Source organism: Thioclava sp. F36-7 (genome assembly GCF_002020075.1).
In the GTDB taxonomy this organism is placed as follows: Bacteria; Pseudomonadota; Alphaproteobacteria; order Rhodobacterales; family Rhodobacteraceae; genus Thioclava; species Thioclava sediminum.
In genome coordinates this window covers 58,589-81,256 of sequence record NZ_MPZR01000010.1, presented here as the reverse complement: position 1 = coordinate 81,256, position 22,668 = coordinate 58,589, and the positions used below count along the sequence as shown (strand labels likewise).

Below are 22,668 nucleotides of genomic sequence, written 5' to 3'. Positions count from 1 at the left end.
TCAGAAAATCTCCAGATCGCGGTCGACCATGACGGTGATCCGGGTGCCCTGGTCGACATGGATCACGGGCCGTATCGCGAGATAATCCTGCATCACGCTCTGGGTGCTGTCGCGCAGGTCCGTGCCGACGTCGCTCGCGATGCCGGCCGCGGCCTCATCATCGATCTGTCCAGCGGCGGCTGCGGGCAAGGCCCCGATCAGCGAGATCAGCGCGGCCGAACCGAAGCGCTGCGCAAAGCGGGTGTCGACAAAGCCGGTGGTGCCGGTGCGACCGAGCTCATCCCCACCGAAGGCGCTGATTTCCACGGTCTGGTTGTCGGGCAGGATGATGCGGTCCCAGGCCACCATGACTCGCGACTGCGCGAGCGCCACATCGGAGCGGTAACGCCCCACGAGACGCGCGCCGCGCGGGATCAGGACGCGCGTGCCATCGAAAGAATGGACGTCCTCGGAGACGATAGCCCGGATCGCGCCGGGCAGCGTGCTGTCCAGCGCCGTCTCGGTCACGGCCTGAATCATCGTGCCTTGCACGACGGTGTTGCCGGGGTTCACGATTACTTCGGCTCGCGTCACCGGGGCGGGCCTTGCGCCTGCGCGGACAAAGGCTTCATCTGCATTCAAACGTGCGGCTTCCAGCGTGTTCTCCCTATCCGCACCCGCGCCCATCCCAGAGAACGCGATCATAGGAGACGCGATACGCTCTGCGCGGGCCTCAGCTTCAGCAGCGCGCCGCCTTTCGAGTTCGGCCAGCCGCAATTCTTCTTCACTTGGTCCCAATGAGGTCGGCTCTGGTGGTGCAAGCCGTGCAAGTTCCAAGTCCATGCGGAGCTGATCCAATTCGCGATCCCGCTCGGTCAGTTGCCGCTCGAGGGCCCGCTGCGCCTCGGCGGATGCCTCCTGTAAGGTGGCAATTTGCGCCGTCAGGTCCGCAATAGCCTGCTCCGCCCCGCTATCCGCGGCCTCGGTCGGTCTTGCGCGCAGGTCCTCGAGTTCCGCTCTCAATGTCGCAAGACTTTCCATCAGCGCGAGCTCCGACTCGCTCGGACCTGTGTCCGCAGGCGGGGCTTGGCTGGGCTCCGGGGCAGAAATCGGCGCCAGATCTCCGAATCCGGGGCCGCTGCTCTGGAACTCTTCCGGCGCGGCGGTCGCCATTGGTGCTTCTGCCGACGGCTGTAGGGCAGCCCACGCCAGACCACCTGCTGCCGCGATACCGACGACTCCAAGGATCGCGGCAAGCGGCGCAGGCCGCTTGTTGGCCTTCGCTTTGCCCGTCGAACCTTCGAGAGCCGCGAGGCGCGCGGCGAGGTCTTCCGTACCTTCGGTCATGATGTGGCCTGTCCTGCGTCCTGGACGCAAATCACCTCTTCGCCAAGGCGAAGGACCCATTGTCGGTTGACGCCGGATACGCGGATGACGCCGTCACTCAAGGCCTGGCTGTTCACCGCGCGTTCCCTGCCGTTCGAATATCGGAAGATGGCGGGCACCGGCGCATTCCGTGCGAACCGGAAATACGTGAAGGTACCATCATCCCAGATGGCCGTCGGCGTGAACTCTTCTCGGGCACTGACCGCATAGTTCGCGTTCGGCGCATCGGCCGCAACCGCCCTGGTGGGTTGCACGCGGTTTTCAGGATAGCGGAACTGCACGACATAATGCGGCGTCTCCCGGGCTTCGACGACATGGAAGTAGTAAGAGCGGCGGTTGGTGTAGACGGTGATGTTGGTGGCGACGCCAGATGCTGTCGGCTTGATGGCGAAGGCACGGCCACCCGGGACACCGTCGAATTGAAACCCGACCGTATCGCCTGCGATGACCGAGCGGATGGTTTCACCCTCACCGAATTCGACTGTGGTGACGCGGGTCAGAGTCGTGACGACACGGTAAACTTGGCCTTCAGTCCAGGTCGCGACGCGCACGCGGTTGTCATGAGAACCTGGGCGGGGCGTGGTTTCGGCCAAGGCAGTCGATCCCGCGAACGTGAGAAAACTAGCGGCCAACAAGGTAAAGATTGGAGTGCTAGTCATTCGGAACGGTCCGATCGGATGGCATATTGGGTAACAGTGAAGCCGAAGGGGTTTTGCCAGACGTCGTCGATCGCGCGGGTCCGCTCGGGCCGGAATTCGAACATCAACGTGGCAGTGAACGATCCATCCTGTACCCCCTGCGGGCTTGTCAGGCGCTTTCTGAGCCGCACCTGGGCGCGGTTCTCGCCAATAAGGGTGATCGATGCGATCTCGACAGCCATCTCGGCCGCAGCCCCGTAACGCGTCGGCGGATAGCTGTCCTGCCCCGATGTCCACATCGCGCGCATGCTGGCCTCGGCCGATCCGGAAGACTGTGCCAGGACACGGCGGACACGAAGATCGTTGTCGAGCTGGTTGTAGGTTTCGCGGTCGAAAATGTAGCGGTAGATTTGCGCTTCGATCACGGCAGGCCGTTCGGCGAGCGACACGGTTTCAACCGTGGCATTGGGGAGCGCCATCCCGGTCGCGGGATCGTAGGGCACAACCACGGGAGGCGGCGTCTCGACCATCAGCGCGACAGCCGCAGCTGTCAAACAGCCGAATACACCAAAGCCTGCCCCGGAAAGGCCGATCATCCGCCAAAGCTGTTCCCGGCGCAGGGCACCGTAGACAAGTTCCTCTTCCACGAGCTCGCGCGCAGTCATCACCCCTGCCCCACTCATGGCTCGAGATCCGGCAAGGTGAAGTCCATGTAGCGGCGTTCTTCGGCGACGGTGGCGGCATCAACCACGCCTGCATTGCCTGCGCCGAGGGTTTGGATCGCTTCCAGCTCCCACATCCGGGTCATGGCGATGGCGAGTTCCGCCGTGACGCGTGTGTTATGATCCATCGAGGCTTTGAGATCCTCCATGTCGGGGATCATCTCGACCAGACGTTCCACCCGTTCGAGAGACTGTTCCGCCTCTGCGTGGCTGTTCTGCGCCACCGCCGACATCACAGCACCTGTGGTGGCCCGCGTGGCCACGCCTTCGGCGCCCGGATTGCCGCTGGTGGCGATCTCGCGGAGTGAATCCTCGTCGAACCCGGCGCTTGCCAGCGCCTGTTCCATCTGCGTGCGCATGGGCCCGGCATTGGGCCCGATGAGCGCGCTCCAATCGCCCGCCTGGATGCCTCGGATCAGGCCAGGGATGTCTTCGAAGTTGGCCTCAAGCAAGGTGTCGAGGTCCCCGCCCATGGCAAGTCCGAGGATGCTGCGCGGCCCGGTGAGCGAGGCATACATCTCGTTCAGCTGATCGAGTTGGCTTTGCAGCATGTCCAGTTGCTCCAACGCATTGTCCAGAAGATCGGTCTGGATCCCGAAATCCTGCAACATCTGCTGAAGCTGGCGGATTTCCTGGGCAATGTTCTGAGTGTCCACCGTGGGCACACCCTGTGCCGCGACAGGTCCGGTGACATTGAGGGCAAGCGCGAGAGCGATGCTACCGGCGAAAAGGGAACGGGGCAGGCGCAGGTTCAACGCAAATCCTCCTGACTGAAATCCATGAATTGCCGCTCGGCAGCCTGGGCCGCCGCCAAGGCGATCTGCTCGGCGCTGAGTGGCTCGGTTCGGGCGGCCTTGATCCGGGTCCGGATTGCGACCAGCCGGGCCAGTTCGGCCCGGGCATAGGTGTTGAGCGCGATGGCCTCGTGGAGATCCTCGGTCTCACCAATGCGGGTGATGATGTCCTGAACCCGCAGGGCGGCGGCACGGACCGAGACCAGCGAATAGTCGCCATAGACCCCTGCGCCGTGGGCCGAGAGGCTGAAACTCGCGTTGGCGAGGAGCACAGGGTCGATGGTGCCGAGCGCATCAATGCCGCCTACGGCCGCGAGGTAGCTGTTGTACTGCTGCGGGATCACCACGACATAATGCTGGGTTTCCGCGAAGGGTGGCACACCGCCATAATCCTGCACATTGCCCGGCCCGGCGTTATAGGCGGCGAGCGCATGGATAATGTTGCCATCGAACATGTTCAGCATTTGTGCGAGGTATCGCGCACCGCCGGTGATCTGCAGATAGGGATCGTCGTAATAGGCCGGGTAGATCCCGAGATCGCCCGCGGTACCGGGCATGATCTGGGTAAGTCCGAAGGCCCCCACGGGTGAGCGTGCCCCGATCTGGAAACGGCTTTCCTGCCAGATCAGCGCCTGCAAGAGACAGCGCCATTGCACAAGCGAAAGGCCCGCACGGGCGACCCCGGACAGACTATGGGTGTCGCGTGCTGCGCGGATGATCAGCTCCTCGATCCCCTCCCTGGCATCGCCGAACATCCGCGCTGCCGCTGGATTGGTGTCCTCGGGCGCATAAAGACTGGCGGCCGCGCTTTCGACGTCGCCTACCGCCCCCTGCCCCGCCTCGAGCCCCGCCACGGTTCCGGCCACGTCTCCAGCGCCAAGCGACATGGCATCCATCAGCCCTTCGAGGGAGGCGAGTTGCTGGCGCTCGATTTCGGCCAGTTCCTCCTCGCGGCTTAGCCGGACCTGCTGCAGTGCCAGGTCCCGATCGGTCTGCTCAAGGATGGCCTGCCGCTCTGCGAAGAGGCGCAGATCGAAGGTCGGCACGCCTTGGGCGACCGCTGGCCCCACCATGGCACCTGTCAGCGCAAGGCTGATCATCGAGAGGGGAAGCCAGGTCCGCATTGGCTTAGCCGCCCGCTCCCAGCATCACGAAATCGCACGCCGTGTCGCGGCGCGTAACCTCCGCCCCCATGGTCGAGATCTTGGCGGTGGCGGTTCCTGCCTGCGCAGGAGCCTCGCGAAAATTGAAGCAGTTGGCTTGCGAGGGGTTATGCTGCGCACAGGCTGTCAGGGTCAGGCCGAGCCCGAGCAGCACGACGCTGCGAATGATGGTACGGGTCATGTCACTCTCCAGAAATCAGGACGTTCGCGATAATCGGCGCCGACAAGCGCTTCGCCCTTCTCCATTCCGCCAAGGATGGTCACGAGCGGGCCGAGCGCGCTGAGATCGGCATCGATCACGACGGAACCACGGTCGTCGCGTACAAGCGCGAGCCGCGAGGCCGAGCCGACGCCCAGAAGCACGTCGAGCTCTTTCTCGGTCAGGCCGAGCATCGCGTAGTCAGCGGCGGAAGCACGAATGTTGGGCAAGAGCACCTGCGTCGGCACCGCTTCCACGATGGTCTTGCCGGTGCGCGTGCGCTCGAGCTGGCTGGCATATTGCGTCATCATCACGACGACGGCGTTCTGCTTGCGGGCGGTCACCAGCCAGTTGCTGAGGCGCTCCGCAAAGTAGGCGTTGTCGAGGGCTTTCCATGCCTCGTCGATGACGATGATGGTGGGCTTGCGGTCCTCGATCACCCGCTCGACCCGGCGGAAGAGGTAGGACAGGACCGCCATGCGTTCCCGCTCGCTCTCGGAATCGAGGATGCCGGTGAGGTCAAAGCCCGCGACGTCTCCATCGATGCTGAAACTGTCCTCGGCATTGGCCCCGAAGATCCAGCCGTAGCGACCCTCGGCCGTCCATTCCTGCATACGCTCGAAGAGATCGCCCTCGTCATCGGTCGAGACCAGCAGCGAGGCGAAATCCGACCAGTTCCGTAGACCCGCATGTCCTGCGCTGGCGTTCTGGCGCACGACTTCCTGCAGTCGGTTGGTCTGAACCGGGGTTAGCGGTCGATCGCGCCGCTCCAAGAGGCTCGCGAGCCAATCAGCAAGCCATGCCTGGCCCCGCACGTCGATCTCGGTCTGGAGCGGATTGAGGCCCGTGGGGCGCCCCGCCCGCACGGTCGAATAGCTGCCGCCGAGCGCGCGGACGGCCATCTCCATGCCCGCGCGATAGTCGAATACGAAGACCCGCGCACCTGCCCGCCGTGCCATGGTCATCAGGAAAGCCGCCAGGACGGATTTGCCGGAGCCGGGACGGCCGAGGATCAGCGTGTGGCCTCCCGTGGGCTCGCGATCCGGCGCGCCCTGTTCGTGGAAGTTGAAGCGAAAACCACTGCGCTCGGGTGTCGGAAAGAGCGTGATCGGCACGCCCCAGGGGACTTCCCGCCCTGTCTTTCCGAGCGGGGTGCGGTGGAAGGTAGCGAGATCGGCGAAGTTGTGGTTCGTGATTGCGGCCTTGCGGCTGCGCGCCCCTGTGTTCCCGGGATGCTGCGCCATGAAATGCGCCCGCGCCCCGAAGGCTTCCGAGATCAGGTTGATCCCGGAGGTGGCGGAGATGTTGCGGATTTCGGCCGCGATGTCGTCGAGGGCGGCCTGGGATCGCGCATAGACAGCTACGGTCATGTGGTGCTCGCCGAAGATCAGGCGTTTGGATTCCAGATCGTCCTGCGCGAGTTCCAGTTCCTGGGCGAGACTGACGGCTCCGTCATTGGCGGCCTGCATTAGCCGCAGCTGCCGCTTGATCCGGCCCGCCATAATGTTGGCGTTGATCGGCACAAAAGAGTGCGTGACCACCATGTCGACGGGCAGATTCAACTCGTCGAGCATCAGGCTATCGGTCTTGGCCGGGTAGTTCTTCACCGCAAAGATCGCCCCGAGCTTGTCGCCGACGGCACCGTCCGAGAGTGCGATGGTCGTGCCGCGGAAGGTGACGCGCGTATTGGCTACGTCCTCGGCGATCACACCGAGGCGCGACCGGGGGAAGAGCGGGTGCTCCTCGCCCGTGTTGAGTGAACCGAGGAAGCCCAGAAGCTCGCCGGTGCTTGCGGCCAGAAGGCGGGGCTTCAGCTCATCGAAGGAGGACAGCAGAAAGCCCACAACCTCGTCGAGCTTGCGCAAGCGGCGGGTGGTGTCGGCCGCATGTCGCGAGCGAGACGCCCCAAGTCCGAACGGCAAGCGGCTGCTCACCTCGGGGCGCTTCAGCACGGTCAGGGTCAGCGTCTTGTCGCGCAAGCCCGCGCGGCCGAGATGCGCGTGCCATCGTTTGTCGATGGCAGCAGCGAACCCCTCGCCCGGAATGGGCGGCAGGGTCACATCGACCGCTTTCGAGACCTTGTGCAGGTAGAATGAGAACTCGGTCCCGACCTGCGCCACGATGCCAGCCAGCAACCCTCCGATCCGGTCGAGATGCCCGTCCTCGCTCGTGATGCTGTTCACCCCCTCGAGCCGGATGCATTGCATCAGCTCGTTGCCGCGTGTCCGGATCGTTCGGTCGTTCACGAGGCTCACATAGGGCAGCATCATTGAGAGCCGCTTCTCGCCCTTGACCCATGCGGGTAGCGCGGTCAGCGGATCGATGGCGTTCTCAACCGCATCGGCAATTCCATCACGGGGCATAGCTGTCGCCTCCGTGCAGCTTGCGGTTCGTGGTCGGCGGGGTTTCCTGCAGGGTGATCACCAGGACATCGAGGAAATTCGGATCCCAGTCTGCGGCTTTCCAAAGCGCCGGCCAGGCCAGCCCCGCGAACACAGCCACCACCCAGCTCTGCACCCAGAGGAATAGAAGCGTCGAGCCGAAGAGCCAGACCATGGCGTACATGATCGGCAAGCCCATCAGCTTGGGTGGCCTGAGAAGACCGATGAACACGCGGGACTGGTCAGCCATGGATAGAGCTCAGGTGGTCCAGATGGCGGCGACGATGGTGGGTGCTGCGGCGATGCCCGCGATTGCAACCACGACCCAGAGGGCCTGACGGAAGTCGAGGATGCCAAAGAGCCAGGAAAGGAACACCCCGATCAGCGCGAGCGTTCCGATCACGATCCCCAAGGGACCGGTGATCGCATCGACAATTCCTTGAAGCAGGGTCTGCACCGGCGAGAGGTCGATGCTCTGCGCAAGCGCTGGACCCGCCAGCACGATAAGGGCCATCGCGCCGAACGCGGTGATCGCCCGCGTGCGGAGCACGCTTTGACGTTTCCTCGATGTCATGAAAGATCTCCTCTGAGCCGCTCAAACACGGCGGTCACACGGGCCACATGCCCTTGGGTTTCGCGAAATGGGGGGATGCCGCCGTGGCGTGTGACCGCCTCCGGACCAGCGTTGTAGGCCGCAAGGGCCAGAGAGCCCTCGCCGAACTGGTCGAGCATCATCAGCAGGTAGCGAGCTGATCCGTCGAGGTTCTGCGCAATGTCATGTGGGTCCACGCCGAGATCGCGGGCGGTATCCGGCATAAGCTGTCCGAGGCCTATAGCCCCGACAGGGCTACGTGCTGCGGGATTGTATGCGCTCTCGACTTCGATATTGGCCCGGTAAAGGAGCGCCCAATCAGTGACGGAAAGTCCTGCGCGACGCAGCGCACCATGCCCGGCATACCGTAGAGCCGTGGTCTCGATCGCATGGAGGATTTCTGGGGTGGCGCGGGCGGCGGATTGAGCCGGGATCGCTGTCTCGACAGTGGCGTCAGGAACGCGGGGTTCTGCGAAGAGAAAAAGGCGCCCGTTTGCCTCTTGAGAAGAGGAAATCAATTGGCCGTCTGGGCCAACCGAAAAGATGAAACCGTCGGCCAGGGCCGGGGGCGCGGAACAAGCGCCTGTACCCAAAGCAACGACGAGCGCAGTCGCGCGGTCAGCTGCCTTTGACCGGAGGCGCGGCGTGGCGTTCGCGGCCACCTTCTTCAAGTGGGATGCTAGCGGTCGTACAGCCCATGTCGGCCAGGAAACTGACAAGGCCAACGATGGTTTTGAAGTCGCGGAGCTTGAGGACGCTTCGGCTGGTGACGAGCATCTTATCGTCACGCCCATCAGTGGCGACGGCGCGGATGACCCACGAGCCGTACCAGCTGTTATGGCGCTTCTCTGCTCTCTCCTTGCAGACCACCTCAATGAGGTAGCCCTCGGCGAGCAAGCCGCGCAGTCCGTCTTCTGTAACCACATTCGGGGCTTCTTCTATCATGGCCTTCCCTTGGGTCCTTGTTCTGCCTGGGTGCAGTATCAGGCCCACGGGGTCGCAACACCGTGAGCGATACAAAACAACATTAATGATAGCAAGACAATAATAACGTGTTGACGAAGTTCGCCTTGCTCCGATAACGGTGATAGCCGACAGAATGATAATCTTAAAGGCGGCAAAGGAGTTTCGCCCTGCGGCTGTTTATTGCGCGCAACGCACCGTTGCTGTTCGCGTTCCTGCTTGGAAGCATGCCGATAGCCGCAGCAGCAGATTGCGTACCTCCCGAACGACCGTTCTTGCCTCAGTCGCAAGACGACATGCGTGCCTACGCCGATCTGATCAGAAGCGATTTCGAGGCCTACATTGCCGATGTGCAGGACTACTTCCGTTGTCTCGACGCCGAGCGCGCTCGCGCCTTTGTTGAGGCGAGGGAGGTCAGTGATGACTACGCTAGGTTCCTGAATGCTCTCGAGTAAGCGACTACGGGTTTGTGCCGCCAGTAGAAATCAACCGTTAGACCAACGCTCCGTCAGTCTCCAACGCAATGATGTTTTTCAAGCGGGCGATCATGTCGTCACCGCTTGCGACATCTACGCTCGCACATTCATTGATCGATTAGGATTTCAGCAGTTTTTTCAAACTTCTACGAAGAATGTATGAAAAATTTGCCCACACGTTTTGGTGACTTGCCGACATTTTGTTTCAGCAATACAGCTTCAAAAATGATGTACAGGATTCGGGCCGTTTTTGGGATACTCCAGATTGCCTCCATATTGGTGGCAGTGACCCTGATGCCGTCCAATGCATCAGCCATGGTTTCGTGCTCTGTTGAACAAGTCGCTCAGGAGTCTTCAAACGAGCGCCACCATCATGAAACGGACATTCCGGCTGCAGATATCGACCATGGAGCAGACCACTGTGCGTCACATATCTGCGTGGTCGGTGACTTCGTAGGTGCCGAAAGTTGCACAAAGCAGTCCGCTAATGTTTCCCTCCGGTCCTGGGATATTGCGTCCCTAGTCCGTTCGGCCACACCCGAAGGTTTGCGGCGCCCTCCTCGCGCCTGATGCACCTGTAGCCGCAGTTTGACTGCGACCATCTGCATCTGACATTTCGAGGAAATCTAAGTGAAAATTCTGCTTGCGGCATCCTTGCCGCTGTTCGGGGCCGCCTGCTCGGCGCTTCCTGAACTTGAAACCGTGCCAGCGCTTACGGCGGCGGTTACATCGCCTGTGGTCGCGTCTGCGCAACCCGGGCCTGTTGTTGCTTACGCGGGCTACTCGGTCGGAGAACCGGCCGAATGGCGGATGCTGAATGATGAACAACGGGAGGGTGGCGAATGAAACTGCCTCTTCTCATGGGGTCCATGTTGCTGGTGTCCGCCTGCGCCAGTCCTGCCGTTCTTGAGCGTGCAAAACCAGATCGCGCGGGCTTTGGCAGTGTCGAGACGGGTGCACGCCAGGCTCTAGGGGCCACACCGATCTGGAACCTGTCTGCCGCGGACCTTGAGGAAACGCGCAAGAGGGTTCACGCCATGGTGCATGGTAAGACCGTCAGCGCCGACACCGCAGTGCAGGTTGCCCTGATAAGCAGTCCCGCACTTCAAGCCAGCTTCGCTGAGCTAGGTCTGTCCTCAACTGACTTATGGGAAGTGGCTATGGGGCCGGTGCCCTCGATCGGTGTGTCAATCTCCGGGTTGGCTGGCGATGTCACTCGCACACTTGAGGCAACATTAATCAACTCCCTGCTCGACGTGGCAACATCCGCACCGCGGACCCAACTTGCGGAGATTCGCTTCAGACAATCCGAACTTGCTGCGCTCGCCGACACGATAGACTTGGCCGTTGAAACCCGCCGGGCCTGGATTGAGGCGGTTGGCGCTTTCGAAGCCGCTGCACTGATCGCTCAAACTCAGGGCACTGCCGAGGCAGCGTCCGAACTTGCTGTGCAACTGGGCCGTACCGGCGCGATGAGCAAGGCCGATCAAGCAAGGGAGCATGCCTTTACTGCTGAGCTTGCCGCCGAACGTGCAGCCGCCCAATTGGAGGCGCAATTGGCCAAAGAAAAACTGCTTCGGCTGATGGGGCTTTGGGGTAGCGACACCACTGTATTCGTGCCGGACTCGCTGCCCGCCTTGCCTGGTGGCCCGCGCGTTGCAGGAAATATCGAACAGCTGGCACTGGCAAACCGCGTAGACCTGGCATCTGGAAAGCTGGAACTCGAGGCGCTCGCGCTGGACTACCGTCTGACCGGGCAAACCCGTATGGTCTCGGACGTCCAGTTGGTGGCTGGTTTCGACCTGGAACGTGCAGCCGGAGAAACCGAGGCCAATCCAGCGCTTGCTCTAGATTTCGAGATCCCGCTCTACGACACCGGTCCGCTGGTGTCGAAGCGTGGCCGCATGGCCTATCTGCAGGCAGCGAACAGGCTGGCCCAGCAGGCCGTCGATGCGCGTTCGGACGCACGCATGGCCTATAGGGCCATCACCGGTCGCCATAGCATCGCGCGGCATTGGCGCGACTCTGTTTTGCCTCTGCGACGCCAGATCGATGACGAAGCGCTGCTGTCCTACAACGGCATGCTGACCTCGACCTTTGAATTGATCGCTGATGCCCAGGAGGGGCTCGCTTCGCGCCTCTCTGCCGCAGAAGCGAAACGTGACTACTGGCTTGCCGAAACAGACGCGACCGCGGCGATTTGGGGCGGGGCAATTACTCTGACCGGAGGTAGCGAAGAATGATGAACCGTCGTCAATTACTGGGCGCGGGATTGACCGCGAGCGCTGGAGCTGTGCTGGCGAACGCCGGGGCCGCGCAAACACGCTTTCGCGATCTGCCCGAGGCCGCCTTTACCGACAGCCCCTATACACAAGTTCCCCCAAGGCCTTCGGATCGGTTCGACTACAACCCCGTTGTAACACTGAACGGATGGTCTTTGCCGTATCGCATGAACGGAGATGTAAAGGAGTTCCACCTCGTTGCAGAGCCTGTTGAAAGGATTATGGCGGACGGGATGATTGCGCGGCTCTGGGGCTACAATGGCCAATCCACCGGACCCACAATCGAAGCGGTCGAAGGCGAGCGGGTGCGTATTTACGTAACCAACCGTCTTCCGGAACATACCAGCGTGCATTGGCACGGACTGATCCTGCCATCGGGAATGGATGGAGTTGGTGGTTTGTCGCATCCCGGCATCCCGCCGGGTAAGACCTTCGTCTACGAGTTCGACCTCATCAAGTCCGGCACCTTCATGTACCACCCGCATGCGGACGAGATGGTACAGATGGCCATGGGCATGATGGGGCTCTTCATCGTGCATCCGCGCGACCCGGCGTTCATGCCGGTGGACCGGGATTTCGCGTTCCTCCTTGCGGCCTATGACATCGACCCGGGGACCTACATCCCGCGCGTGGCCGAGATGACCAATTTCAACATGTGGACCTGGAACAGCCGGATCTTCCCGGACATCGATCCTCTGGTGGTCAACAAGGGGGACCGTGTCCGTGTGCGTTGTGGCAACCTGACGATGACCAACCACCCAATTCACATGCATGGCTATGACTTTCAGGTCACCTGTACTGACGGAGGCTGGGTGCCGGAAAGTGCCCGTTGGCCCGAGGTCTCGATCGACATTCCTGTAGGCGCCATGCGCGCCTACGAGTTCGACGCGATTCACGAAGGTGACTGGGCGATCCACTGCCACAAGTCGCACCACACCATGAATGCTATGGGCCACGACATCCCTACATTTATTGGCGCCGACAAGTCCCGCCTGACCCAAATGATCCGCCGCCAGCAGCCTGGCTACATGCCGATGGGCACGGCGGGTATGGCGGATATGGGCGAGATGTCGATGGAGATCCCCGAGAACACCGTGCCGATGATGACCGGATGGGGGCCGCATGGCCCATTGGAAATGGGTGGCATGTTTAGCGTGGTGAAGGTTCGCGAGGGCATCGACCGCGACGATTACAGCGATCCTGGCTGGTACGACAACCCGCCCGGAACACAGGCCTACGAATGGACGGGCGAGCTGCCCGAACATGCATACAACACCAGTCCGAAAACCGTGATCACGCCGCGCGGCGGCGTGCGGCAGGGCTGATGCCAGAGCACAGGAGAAACACGCTCATGAAAACTGCACTTTTGACATTGGGGCTGGCCCTGATTCCCGCCCTCGCAATTGCGGACGCCGGGCACGGCAACGGTCAAATGGCCATCGGCATGCCTGCGATGCATGGCCATGAACCCACGCGAACCATCGATGTGATAATGCGTGAGGACTACGACAAGGACGCACCGTTCGTCTTCGAACCCTCCTCGGAAATGACTTTTTCTGAGGGTGAAACCGTGCGCCTGCGCATCACGAACATGGGTGAGGAAACCCACGAGTTCGTGATGGATTCGATGGCACAAAACGCTGAACACAAAGAGCTGATGGCCAAGTTCCCTGAGATGGAACATGACGACCCTAACGCTGTGCGCCTTGAACCAGGTGAAGAGGCGGAGATCCTTTGGACTTTCAACAAGGCCGGCAACTTCGAATTCGCCTGCCTGCTGCCCGGCCACTATGAAGGCGGCATGCACGGCGCCCTTACTGTCAACTGATCTCAAATCAAAGGAAACCAATCATGACCAAATTCTTGACGCTCGCCGCTGCCCTTCTGATGACCGCTGGAACTGCAATTGCTGCTAGCGATAGTGCCATGTCCTCGGGCACGGTGACCAAGATCGATGCCAAGTGGAACAAGATTACTGTCGACCATGGCCCGCTGGAAAACCTCGACATGCCAGCAATGAAAATGGTCTTCGTTCTCGCCGATCCCGCGATGCTGGAAGGGCTGAGTGAAGGCGCACAGATCAACTTCGTTGCCGACCGTGTGAATGGCAAGCTGACTATTACAGAGCTGGTGCAGTAACTACAGGTCGCGCGCCCTGTCTCGCAGGGCGCGCGATTTCATTCGTCGTCGGAGATCATGAGAAAGTTGCGTCGTCTACGACAGAAAGATCCGCAAGAATTGGACAATCCGGTCGGTGATCGCCAGCACACTGGTGCACGAGAGACGAAAGAGTTTCTTTCATCGACATGAGTTTAGAGATCTTTTCATCAATCTGGCGCAGGTGCTCCTCTGCGACGGCCTTTACCTGCGCACTTTCTCGATTGTCATCGTTATAGAGCGCCAAAAGCGTACGGCAGTCTTCGATTGTAAATCCCAAGGCTCGCGCTCGTCCGATGAATGCCAGCTTATGAAAATCGATCTCTCTGAAGCTTCGATACCCGTTTGCAGCGCGCAAAGGTGTTACTAGACCGATATCCTCATAGTAGCGAATGGTCTTGGCCGGCACTCCTGACCGCTCGGCAACATCACCAATGTTCATTTCTGCCTCCTCTCACTCGGCCGGGACGGGGGCGAAGTCCTCCACCCGCCCAGACTCTTGGCGCTCGTCCATCGCCGGTCTTACGCGCCGCAGCCGCAAGGCGTTCGTCAAGACAAAGACCGAGCTAAGTGCCATCGCACCGGCAGCGACGACCGGTGACAGCAGCACGGCGAAACTCGGATAAAGCGCTCCGGCGGCCAAGGGTATCAAAGCCACATTGTAACCAAAGGCCCAACCAAGGTTCTGTTTGATGTTTCGCATGGTGTGTCGCGAGATCTCGAAAGCGTTCACAACGCCGCGAAGATCACCGGACATCAATACGACATCTGCGCTTTCGATCGCCACATCCGTGCCAGTGCCGATGGCGATGCCAACATCCGCGTGGGCGAGCGCGGGTGCATCGTTGATGCCATCGCCAACAAAGGCCAATGTGCCCTGCTGGCGCAGATTTTCCAGTGCCGCCACCTTGCCGTCGGGCAAGACCCCCGCGATCACGTGGTCGATACCAGTCTCTTCGGCAATTGCTTCTGCCGTTTCGCGTTTGTCGCCGGTAATCATTGCCACCTTCAAACCCAGACTGTGCAGTGCGGCAATCGCGGCTCGGCTCGAGGGTTTGACCGGATCGGCGACGCCAATCGCAGCCACCGCCTTGCCATTGATTGCGGCGAAGAGTGCGGTGCGACCTTGCCGTGCGAGCATAGTTTCAGCCTCTGCGAGTTCACCAAGATCGATCCCTTCGCGCTGCATCATTCGGTCAGCTCCGACAACAACCTCGGCCCCGTCAACGATGGCGCGCACGCCATACCCTGTAATCGAAGTAAACGCGCTCGGTTCCGACAGTCTGATGTTTTCCGCCTGCGCGCCGCGCACGATAGCTTCGGCGATCGGGTGTTCTGATCTGGCTTCGACCGATGCGACTGCCGCAAGAACGGTGCAGCGCTCGGCTCCTTCCGCCAGCACAAGGTCGGTCAGCGCGGGACGTCCGGCGGTGACGGTGCCGGTCTTGTCCAGAGCGACAACCTTGACGTCCCCCAATGCTTGCAGAGCATCCCCCTTGCGGAACAACACGCCCATTTCAGCAGCGCGACCGGTCCCGACCATGATCGACGTCGGCGTCGCCAGTCCCATCGCGCAGGGACAAGCAATGATGAGAACTGAGACACCCGCGACCAGCGCATAGGTGAGGGCGGGATCAGGGCCGAATATTAGCCAGACAAGGATCGTCAAGGCGGCGAGGGTCATCACAGCGGGGACGAACCAAAGCGTGATCCGATCCACCAACCCTTGAATGGGGAGCTTGGCGCCCTGCGCATCTTCGACCATGCGGATGATTTGGGACAACGTGGTATCCGCACCAACACGCGTTGCTTTATAGGTCAGACTGCCCGCGCCATTGACCGTACCGCCCGTGACAGGATCACCAGCCGACTTGCCGACCGGCACGGGTTCCCCGGTGATCATGCTTTCATCGACATGGCTTTCGCCGTCCACAACCTCACCGTCCACGGCGAGTCGTTCTCCGGGGCGCACAACAATCAGATCTCCGGTGCGCAAGGCATCGATCTCGACCTCGACCGCATCGCCGTCACGCAAAATACGCGCCGTACGAGCCTGTAGGCCGAGCAGCTTCTCGATTGCAGCCCCTGTTCGCCCTTTCGCTCGCGCTTCGAGCCAGCGCCCGATCAGGATCAGGACCACGATGACCGCGGCGGCCTCGAAGTAGACAGCGCGGACGGCCTCGGGCATCAGCGACGGGAAGAACGTTGCGACAACTGAATAAAGATAAGCTGCGCCTGTGCCGACGGCGACCAGACTGTTCATGTCTGGAGCACCTTTCAGCAAGGCCGGAAACCCTTTCAGATAGAACTGTCGGCCGGGCCCAATGAGCACAGCCGTTGTGAGGATGAACTGGATCAACCAGCTGGCCTGCTGTCCTATGGTATTGTTGATCGCCATATGCACGGCCGGGATCAGGTGCCCGCCCATTTCCATCAGGAAAACCGGCAAAGCGAGTGCTGCGGCCAGTGCCACCCGGCGTGCCAACCCGCGCGCTTCCTCTTCTTTTCGCGAAGTGCGATCCTGTGTTGCCGTGGCCTCGGCCACGCTGGCTGGATATCCGGCTTGCTCGGATGCACGGATGAGGGCCACAGGGTCGGTCATGCCCTCAAGATATGTGATGCGCGCATTTTCCGCCGCAAGATTAACGTTGACCTCCAACACGCCGGGAACCGAGGCAAGTGCCTTATCGACGCGCCCGACACAAGAAGCACATGACATGGACGCGATGTTCAGCGTCACGGATGCCGTTCGCGCTGGATACCCGAGATCTTTCAGGGCTTGGACCGCATCTTGCAGGTGGGACGAACCATCCACGCTGAAACGCGCAGTCTCGTTCGCGAGGTTCACCGAGACATCGGATATTCCCCTCAACGCGGCTAGGCCCCGATCCACGCGCCCTACGCATGAGGCGCAAGACATTCCTTCAATCGAGAGTGTCACTTTGGATTGATCTGTCATTTCAGTCTCCTGGAATCCCATTTGACACCCCAAATAGGAGTTCCAGTGACTGGAAGGTCAATACCCAATTTGAACTTTCCTGGCTTCGCTTTAAAAATCTACGGAGACCCTTGACCTTCCCCCCACTGGAAGCCCCATCTGCACTGAACAAGCTGTCACAGAGGAGACATCGACATGAAATTCAACGTTCCCGACATGAGTTGTGGTCATTGCACCAGTACGATCGAAAAGGCGATCAAGGCAGCTGACGCAAATGCGAGCGTATCTTGCGACATTCCGGCCCGCACGGTTTCTGTTGAAGGTGCACTGTCAACAGAACGGCTGACGGCCCTGCTTCGTGAAGCTGGGTACGAAAATACCGTGACTGCCTAATCTATGGGTCATCGCACCCGTCGTGACGGGTGCGATGACCTAGCGATTTCTAGCGACGGATTTGCCTGGTTTTCTGAGGTTCCGCAGATCATGAGCGCGAAGGCAACAGGATGAGAGCACTGCCTAGGAGGCAAAGAAGAATGCCTGCAATGTCCCAGCGGTCCGGTCGGCTCCCCTCCACTAGCCACATCCAGATCATGGACGCCGCTATGTAGACGCCCCCGTAAGCTGCATATGCCCGACCGGCCATTTCGCTTTCTGCGCGCGTCAAAAGCCATGCGAAGAGTGCCAAACTTACCAGACCTGGCCCGACCAAAAGCGGCGAACGATCGAGCCGCAACCATGCCCAGAAAGCAAAACATCCAGCGATCTCGGCAAAGGCAGCAATAAGATACCAAAGGTAAGTCATCTTCTCGCCGCCTCTTTCAGTGGTAGGCCGTGCCTAGGTCTTTTGGTCTGTAGGGGCTCCGACTCATTCGCCTGCATCATTGCTCATCGGGCGTGATGTCAGAACCCACCGCAGAGTGCTAGTTTGCCGACGCCCGCACGTTGTCGACCAGTTCCGTGAGCTTATCGCTTTCCACGAAGCCTGGAACCAGATTGTCGCCGATCACAAATGAAGGCGTGCCACTGAAGCCGAGCGACTGCGTCAACCGCATCGAGGTCGCGATATGCTCTTCAATTTCGGGGCGCTCCATGTCAGTTTGAAGGCGTTCGATGTCGAGACCGACCTCTTGTGCTATCCTGAGAACGCTTGCTTCTTCCGCCCGGCCGTTCATACCCATTAGGGCCCAGTGGAATGCCTCATACTTGCCTTGCAGCCGCGATGCGAGTGCAGCTTTGGTTGCAAACACGGATCCGTCCCCGAGAATTGGCCATTCGCGATAGACCAGACGCACATTGGGGTCAGCCTCCAGCAGTGCCAGAACTTCCGGCATAGCGCGGCGACAATATGGGCAGTTGTAATCGAAAAATTCGATAACGGTCACATCCCCATCGGGATTGCCGAGAACCGGTGCATTCGGGTCTTGCTCGAGCAATTGTCGCTGATCGCGCAAGACGGTTGCCTGCGCTTGTGCCTGGGCTTCGGCGTCCTGACGTTGAAGTATTTCGACTGCTTCCATGATGATTTGCGGATTCTCGCGGATAGCCTCATATACAAGTTCCTTGACCCGCGCTTCGTCCAGGTCTGCGGCCTGCACTGCCATTGGAAGTAAGGCAAATGACGATACGAGCATCAAATTTCTGAAAATCATGTCCATTATCCCTCTTGTTCTGCTGCTGTGCGTGCGGCCTGAGCATTGCGCTCTCGCTCTGGCCAGGTCGACTTAATGAAGCCGAGAATGTTCCAAATTTCCTGATCTGTGAGTTTGCCGGCGAAGCCCGGCATGCCACTGTCGAAATCTGAGCCCTGTTGTCGCATCAGTTCCGCCCCCCCGAGCTTGGTGTAGGAGAACAAAATCTGGTCACTATGGTGCCAGGTATGACCGTTGCGATCATGCGGCGGCGCGGGCAGGCGGCCATCTGAACCAGGGCTTCGCCAGTCTGGTTGCCCTTCGAGATTGGCGCCATGGCAGGACGCACAGTTTTCAGAATAGAGAGCTTGCCCCAGTTCGATATTGACGTCGTCAAACGGGGAAGAACCCTGGGAGGCATTGCCGCTGAACCACCAGGTTGCACCTAGCCCAATCAGGCCAATGGATGAAATTACCGCCAGGTAAGCTGATCTCATGCGACCTCCAGCCACGTCATCATGCCGGATGCCGCGTGCGAGAGCATGTGACAGTGAAACAGCCACTTTCCCGGATTGTCGGCAACGAAGGCGATCTCGCGAGTCTCGCCACCGAACATCAGCAAGGTATCCCGCAGGGGACCAACTTCACCGCCCTCCAGCACCTCCCGGAAATGCATCCCGTGCAAATGCATGGCGTGGGGGAAGGATGTATCGTTGTAGATCTCCACTCGCGCTGTTTCACCGCGTGACAGGCTAGCCAGTGGCTTCTCGGTCATGCCCACGGTACCATTGAAAGCCCAGAACTGGTTCGCGTCGACCAGTTGGCGGAACGTTTTTCGCTCACCCTCAAGTATGGCTGCGTCAAGGTTGCCCATTGCCCCGCCTTCCATGTTGAGCCTGATGCGTCTCGCCTGCTCCAGTCCCGGCACATCCATATTAGGGTTCGGTGGCAGAACTTGGGGGACATCCCGCACAGCGGAGGCCAAAGTGCCGGTCACGCGAAACTCGGTTTGGGCAAATCCCTGGCCGTCTTCAAGCCGCACCAGATGAGCACTTTCCCCTTCATCCGCAATGACGTCGACAAACAAATCCGCTCGTTGGCCCGGCCCAAGGATGATCGGTTCGCTGATCTCACTCGGCGTCACCAGTGGCATTCCGTCGAACGCCATCACCCACCCCTTTAGACCTGACAGGCCCAAAACAAAGATCCTGGCATTTGCCGCGTTGATCAACCGAAGCCGCATCCGCTCACCCTGGCTCACGTTGAGCGTAGAATTGAAGCTTCCGTTGGTGGCGACAAAGTTGCCACGTCGGCCTGCATGGCTACGATCATGAACGGCTTCAAAATCTGGGTCGAGTTGTGCGGTCTCCGGGTTGAGGAGCCAATCGTCAAGAATAAGGACTTCATCGCGATCAACATCCGGGGCTATCGGTTCTTCGACGATCAACGCTCCGTAGAGCCCACGAGCGACCTGTTCGACGGAGCGATTATGCGCGTGAAACCAAAAAGTTCCTGCATCTGGAACGGCAAAATCGTAGTCGAAGGTTTCGCCTGTGGGGATGGCATCTTGGGTGAGCCCGGCCACGCCGTCCATCGCATTTGATATCCGCACGCCATGCCAGTGCAGGGACGTCGCCTGCGGCAACTTGTTGACGAGCCGACGTTGAAGACGCGCGCCCTGCCGAACACGGATCACGGGGCCAGGAAACTTTCCGTCATAGCCCCAAATCTCCGTCTTGGGGTAGTCCGGAGGGGCGAGTTGTACGGCGCCACTTTGCGCTGTCATCACCTGAAATTCAGGGGTGGCTGCAGATCCGGCCTTGGGGAAGAAGCTCAACGCACTCATTGCCAACCCCGATTGAATGAATGCTCTTCTGGTGTGTGTCATTTCGTTCTCGTTTGTTGTGCGAGCCAGTTTTGGCTCACACATTGTCTCTATTGCAGTCACATGTCTTTATTAGCAGCGGCGCCCTCGCCCTGAGCGACCCGGTCGGCTCGAGGTTCGTCACCATCAAGCAAGTACACGGCCATCGCTTCCAGATCATCGGGGGACAAAAAGCGCGTATTGCCCTGCACGACCTCCACCATGCTGCCGCCGAAAGCGTCGCCTGACGGCGTCACGCCAGTACGCAACGCATAGGCGAGGTTGGAAACGGTCCAGCCGCGTTCCGCCAGAGAGTTCGGCGTGATCGAAGGCGCCTTGCTCCCCCCTGGCAATGCCTCATTTCCAGCAAAAACCGCGTCAAGCAGGCGCCCGCCTCCGATATTGCGTGGCGTGTGGCAAGCACCGCAATGTGCTGCACCTCGAACCAGCTCGCGACCGCGGTTCCATTGTGCGTTTTTCTCGTCAATGGGTTCCGTGGGTGGATCGTAGAGATAGGCCGCCCGCCATAGCTTCAGGCCCCATCTCTGATCGAAAGGAAACTTGACATCATGCTCAAGCGCTGCCTCGGCGACTGGTGGCACGGTCTGGAAAGCTGCCCAAAGGTCGGCAATGTCCTGATCCGTGAAATCCGCATAGAACGGATAGGAAAAAGCGGGATAATACGGCTCTCCGCTAGGACTAATGCCCTGGCGAACCGCCTTGGCGAACTGCTCAACCGTCCACCCCCCGATGCCGTTCTCTTTGTCTGTCGTCAGATTGGGCGGAAAAAACGTGCCAAAATCTGTCGCCAGCCCCGCGCCGCCTGCGAGTGCGGCGCCGCCAGCCTCTGAATTGGTGTGGCATGAAATGCACCCGGATACGCGAGCCAAATAGGCGCCGCGCTGGACATCACCCGTTTGCGTGATCGACGCGGGCACCTTGCCAATCGGCCAGATCACAAGGCCGCCGACCACAAGGGCGCAAAGCGCCCCTGCAGCAAAGGCCAGTTTTTTCATCCGGCACATCTTTACTTCGCCTCGTAGCGGAATTTCGCGTGACATGCCGAACATGTCTGGGTCACCATGTTGAATGCCCCATCTGCGGGCATCGAGGCATAGTCCATCATCGGGCTTCCTGACGAAGTTCCCATCATGGACGAAGCTCCCATCATGCTTCCGGGGGATTGCGTGCCCATCATGGAGCCTGCATCCATTCCCGCACCTGACGCCATAAGCCCGTTGTCGGCGGCCTCGGCAAGACCTTCGCTAACCACCTTGAGCTGCTCTGCGAGCGCACTGAATTCTTCCCAATCCGACCAGATCTCGGACTTTGCTTCGGACGGTTTCCCAGCAGACCCTTCGGGAAACAATTCGGTCATGCCTTCGCTATGTTCGACAAAGACGCGTGCTCCCGTACGAACAGCTTCAGCATCATAGGTGATTTCACCACGCATCATCGGAGCCAGTTCTTTGACCGATTGCCCCATGGCCATCATGCCGTCCATGCGTTCTTTGACGACACCTTCCGCGCCACCATGTGCAAATGCAGCTGCGGCCATTGTCGTTCCAGCCAAGAGGCCGATCATCAGTTTGCTTTTCATCGTTCCGTATCCTGTATTTCCATGCTTGATAGATTTAATTTGATGAGGCGTGGTTGCCCCTAGGTCAGGATAGGTGTTTGGGAGGCGGGGTGTCCCTTAGGACATTCCGGTTAGAAAAGCTCTGATCTGGATGTTCGCGAGGCAATTGCGACAAGTTGGTCGAAGCTCTCGGAGCTGATAAAATGACAATTACCATATTTTTCGAGCAGTCCGGCCCCGGATCGCAATGCCCGGGGAGAAGATTATCTGCATCTTCCTCATGAGAGGTCTGATGTTTTTGCGCACTTCGTTCGGAAACTTTGGCAGCGACCGTTTCATGGCCAATTGCATCGAGAGATCCCGCCGGGAGGACGACAAATAACGCGATCGAGACCAACAGGAGAATCTGGATCGCGCTACGGAATATGTTCAGCCTGGCGACCAAAGTCAGTTGATCCCGTTCGCGCGCTGCAGTTCGCGCACGTATCCCGCAATCATCTTCACATCACCTTGGGTGAGGCCTTCAACGGGAGGCATATTGCCAAAATTCCAGTGATGAGATTGGACGCCGTTTTGCGCCGCATTCAGGAACGCGGCATCCGAATGGTGGTTCGGCTCGTAGATTTTGTGAACAAGCGGAGGAGCGACCCCATTCTGGCCTGCGGCATTTTCACCATGACAGCTGGCGCATTTTGCCTCGAACGCGCGTTGCCCCATTTGGGCTTGCGGAGAGAATTCAGCTGGAAGGAGTACATTGGCAATGGGCGCGCCCTGAGGTATGCCGCTCGTGTCCGGCGGAACCATTGAGTGTCCTTGAGCAGTCTGCGCCGGGGCCGGCTGCAACGCCTGCCAACCGACCGCTCCAAGGCCGAGCACGAAGAACCCGCCAACGAACCATCCCCAGAAATTCATAGTGTTTTACTCTCC

At 60.1% G+C, this 22,668-nt stretch carries 27 protein-coding genes; 7 read left to right on the top strand and 20 right to left on the bottom strand.

What is annotated here, in order from left to right; translation table 11 throughout:
- From BMI89_RS17250 to BMI89_RS17200, 11 genes are read right to left on the bottom strand one after another with little or no spacing between them, the layout of a single operon-like run.
- Positions 1 to 1,326: a TrbI/VirB10 family protein gene (locus BMI89_RS17250; RefSeq protein ID WP_078572060.1), complete on the bottom strand. Its 1,326-nt coding sequence runs from the start codon at positions 1,324 to 1,326 to the stop codon at positions 1 to 3.
- Complete coding sequence (locus tag BMI89_RS17245; RefSeq protein ID WP_168176829.1) at positions 1,323 to 2,024, bottom strand: TrbG/VirB9 family P-type conjugative transfer protein; 702 nt, start codon at positions 2,022 to 2,024, stop codon at positions 1,323 to 1,325. The genes BMI89_RS17250 and BMI89_RS17245 overlap by 4 nt, the downstream gene beginning before the upstream one ends.
- Positions 2,021 to 2,668: a type IV secretion system protein gene (locus BMI89_RS17240; protein ID WP_078572057.1), complete on the bottom strand. Its 648-nt coding sequence runs from the start codon at positions 2,666 to 2,668 to the stop codon at positions 2,021 to 2,023. Before BMI89_RS17240 ends, BMI89_RS17245 begins: the two co-directional genes overlap by 4 nt.
- Before the next feature lie 14 nt (positions 2,669 to 2,682).
- A complete protein-coding gene (locus BMI89_RS17235; protein WP_078572056.1) occupies positions 2,683 to 3,480 on the bottom strand; it encodes a type IV secretion system protein in 798 nt (265 codons plus the stop codon).
- Complete coding sequence (locus tag BMI89_RS17230; protein WP_078572054.1) at positions 3,477 to 4,643, bottom strand: lytic transglycosylase domain-containing protein; 1,167 nt, start codon at positions 4,641 to 4,643, stop codon at positions 3,477 to 3,479. Before BMI89_RS17230 ends, BMI89_RS17235 begins: the two co-directional genes overlap by 4 nt.
- A gap of 4 nt (positions 4,644 to 4,647) precedes the next feature.
- Positions 4,648 to 4,863 carry a hypothetical protein gene (locus BMI89_RS17225; protein ID WP_078572052.1) on the bottom strand — a complete coding sequence of 72 codons (216 nt, stop codon included), beginning with the start codon at positions 4,861 to 4,863 and terminating at the stop codon, positions 4,648 to 4,650.
- Positions 4,860 to 7,244: a type IV secretion system protein B4 gene (locus BMI89_RS17220; protein ID WP_078572051.1), complete on the bottom strand. Its 2,385-nt coding sequence runs from the start codon at positions 7,242 to 7,244 to the stop codon at positions 4,860 to 4,862. The genes BMI89_RS17225 and BMI89_RS17220 overlap by 4 nt, the downstream gene beginning before the upstream one ends.
- Positions 7,234 to 7,512: a VirB3 family type IV secretion system protein gene (locus BMI89_RS17215; protein ID WP_009574151.1), complete on the bottom strand. Its 279-nt coding sequence runs from the start codon at positions 7,510 to 7,512 to the stop codon at positions 7,234 to 7,236. The genes BMI89_RS17220 and BMI89_RS17215 overlap by 11 nt, the downstream gene beginning before the upstream one ends.
- 9 nt (positions 7,513 to 7,521) lie before the next feature.
- Entirely contained in the window at positions 7,522 to 7,836 is a 315-nt protein-coding gene (locus BMI89_RS17210; RefSeq protein WP_009574150.1) for a TrbC/VirB2 family protein, read from the bottom strand.
- Positions 7,833 to 8,516 carry a lytic transglycosylase domain-containing protein gene (locus BMI89_RS17205; protein ID WP_078572049.1) on the bottom strand — a complete coding sequence of 228 codons (684 nt, stop codon included), beginning with the start codon at positions 8,514 to 8,516 and terminating at the stop codon, positions 7,833 to 7,835. The genes BMI89_RS17210 and BMI89_RS17205 overlap by 4 nt, the downstream gene beginning before the upstream one ends.
- Positions 8,473 to 8,799: a hypothetical protein gene (locus tag BMI89_RS17200; protein ID WP_010138156.1), complete on the bottom strand. Its 327-nt coding sequence runs from the start codon at positions 8,797 to 8,799 to the stop codon at positions 8,473 to 8,475. The genes BMI89_RS17205 and BMI89_RS17200 overlap by 44 nt, the downstream gene beginning before the upstream one ends.
- 245 nt (positions 8,800 to 9,044) lie before the next feature.
- Here BMI89_RS17200 and BMI89_RS17195 point away from each other — a divergent pair, with 245 nt between their 5' ends.
- From BMI89_RS17195 to BMI89_RS21135, 6 genes are all read left to right on the top strand, one after another.
- Positions 9,045 to 9,272: a hypothetical protein gene (locus tag BMI89_RS17195; protein ID WP_038147545.1), complete on the top strand. Its 228-nt coding sequence runs from the start codon at positions 9,045 to 9,047 to the stop codon at positions 9,270 to 9,272.
- A gap of 651 nt (positions 9,273 to 9,923) precedes the next feature.
- Complete coding sequence (locus BMI89_RS20650; RefSeq protein ID WP_009574146.1) at positions 9,924 to 10,139, top strand: hypothetical protein; 216 nt, start codon at positions 9,924 to 9,926, stop codon at positions 10,137 to 10,139.
- The gene (locus BMI89_RS17190) at positions 10,136 to 11,536 is read left to right on the top strand and encodes a TolC family protein (RefSeq protein WP_009574145.1); all 1,401 of its coding nucleotides are present in this window, start codon (positions 10,136 to 10,138) and stop codon (positions 11,534 to 11,536) included. The genes BMI89_RS20650 and BMI89_RS17190 overlap by 4 nt, the downstream gene beginning before the upstream one ends.
- On the top strand, positions 11,533 to 12,900 hold the full coding sequence (locus tag BMI89_RS17185) for a copper oxidase (RefSeq protein WP_038147513.1): 1,368 nt from the start codon (positions 11,533 to 11,535) through the stop codon (positions 12,898 to 12,900). Before BMI89_RS17190 ends, BMI89_RS17185 begins: the two co-directional genes overlap by 4 nt.
- A 26-nt stretch (positions 12,901 to 12,926) precedes the next feature.
- Complete coding sequence (locus BMI89_RS21140) at positions 12,927 to 13,403, top strand: cupredoxin family protein (protein WP_009574143.1); 477 nt, start codon at positions 12,927 to 12,929, stop codon at positions 13,401 to 13,403.
- 23 nt (positions 13,404 to 13,426) lie between these two features.
- Positions 13,427 to 13,714 carry a copper-binding protein gene (locus tag BMI89_RS21135; RefSeq protein WP_009574142.1) on the top strand — a complete coding sequence of 96 codons (288 nt, stop codon included), beginning with the start codon at positions 13,427 to 13,429 and terminating at the stop codon, positions 13,712 to 13,714.
- Positions 13,715 to 13,769: 55 nt separating this feature from the next.
- Here the strand turns inward: BMI89_RS21135 and cueR are convergent, their stop codons facing one another.
- Together cueR and BMI89_RS17165 are read right to left on the bottom strand one after the other, a co-directional pair.
- A complete protein-coding gene (gene cueR / locus BMI89_RS17170; RefSeq protein ID WP_038068304.1) occupies positions 13,770 to 14,174 on the bottom strand; it encodes a Cu(I)-responsive transcriptional regulator in 405 nt (134 codons plus the stop codon).
- A gap of 12 nt (positions 14,175 to 14,186) precedes the next feature.
- On the bottom strand, positions 14,187 to 16,691 hold the full coding sequence (locus tag BMI89_RS17165; RefSeq protein WP_038068303.1) for a heavy metal translocating P-type ATPase: 2,505 nt from the start codon (positions 16,689 to 16,691) through the stop codon (positions 14,187 to 14,189).
- A 174-nt stretch (positions 16,692 to 16,865) separates the two neighbouring features.
- On the opposite strand from BMI89_RS17165, the gene BMI89_RS17160 reads away from it, so the two are divergent.
- On the top strand, positions 16,866 to 17,063 hold the full coding sequence (locus BMI89_RS17160; protein ID WP_009573644.1) for a heavy-metal-associated domain-containing protein: 198 nt from the start codon (positions 16,866 to 16,868) through the stop codon (positions 17,061 to 17,063).
- A gap of 88 nt (positions 17,064 to 17,151) precedes the next feature.
- On the opposite strand, the gene BMI89_RS17155 is transcribed toward BMI89_RS17160, so the two are convergent.
- The 7 genes from BMI89_RS17155 to BMI89_RS17125 all read right to left on the bottom strand — a co-directional run bounded on the left by BMI89_RS17155 (position 17,152) and on the right by BMI89_RS17125 (position 22,653).
- On the bottom strand, positions 17,152 to 17,472 hold the full coding sequence (locus BMI89_RS17155) for a YnfA family protein (RefSeq protein ID WP_009573643.1): 321 nt from the start codon (positions 17,470 to 17,472) through the stop codon (positions 17,152 to 17,154).
- 118 nt (positions 17,473 to 17,590) lie between these two features.
- Positions 17,591 to 18,325: a DsbA family protein gene (locus BMI89_RS17150; RefSeq protein ID WP_090062994.1), complete on the bottom strand. Its 735-nt coding sequence runs from the start codon at positions 18,323 to 18,325 to the stop codon at positions 17,591 to 17,593.
- On the bottom strand, positions 18,325 to 18,795 hold the full coding sequence (locus tag BMI89_RS17145; protein ID WP_009573641.1) for a cytochrome c: 471 nt from the start codon (positions 18,793 to 18,795) through the stop codon (positions 18,325 to 18,327). The genes BMI89_RS17150 and BMI89_RS17145 overlap by 1 nt, the downstream gene beginning before the upstream one ends.
- On the bottom strand, positions 18,792 to 20,186 hold the full coding sequence (locus BMI89_RS17140) for a multicopper oxidase family protein (RefSeq protein ID WP_028095398.1): 1,395 nt from the start codon (positions 20,184 to 20,186) through the stop codon (positions 18,792 to 18,794). The genes BMI89_RS17145 and BMI89_RS17140 overlap by 4 nt, the downstream gene beginning before the upstream one ends.
- Positions 20,187 to 20,242: 56 nt before the next feature.
- Positions 20,243 to 21,178 (bottom strand): cytochrome c, encoded by a 936-nt coding sequence (locus BMI89_RS17135; RefSeq protein WP_143593935.1) that lies wholly within the window; start codon positions 21,176 to 21,178, stop codon positions 20,243 to 20,245.
- An 11-nt stretch (positions 21,179 to 21,189) separates the two neighbouring features.
- On the bottom strand, positions 21,190 to 21,762 hold the full coding sequence (locus BMI89_RS17130) for a cytochrome c (protein WP_009573638.1): 573 nt from the start codon (positions 21,760 to 21,762) through the stop codon (positions 21,190 to 21,192).
- Between the two features lie 426 nt (positions 21,763 to 22,188).
- On the bottom strand, positions 22,189 to 22,653 hold the full coding sequence (locus tag BMI89_RS17125) for a c-type cytochrome (RefSeq protein WP_009573637.1): 465 nt from the start codon (positions 22,651 to 22,653) through the stop codon (positions 22,189 to 22,191).
- Positions 22,654 to 22,668: the final 15 nt, after the last annotated feature.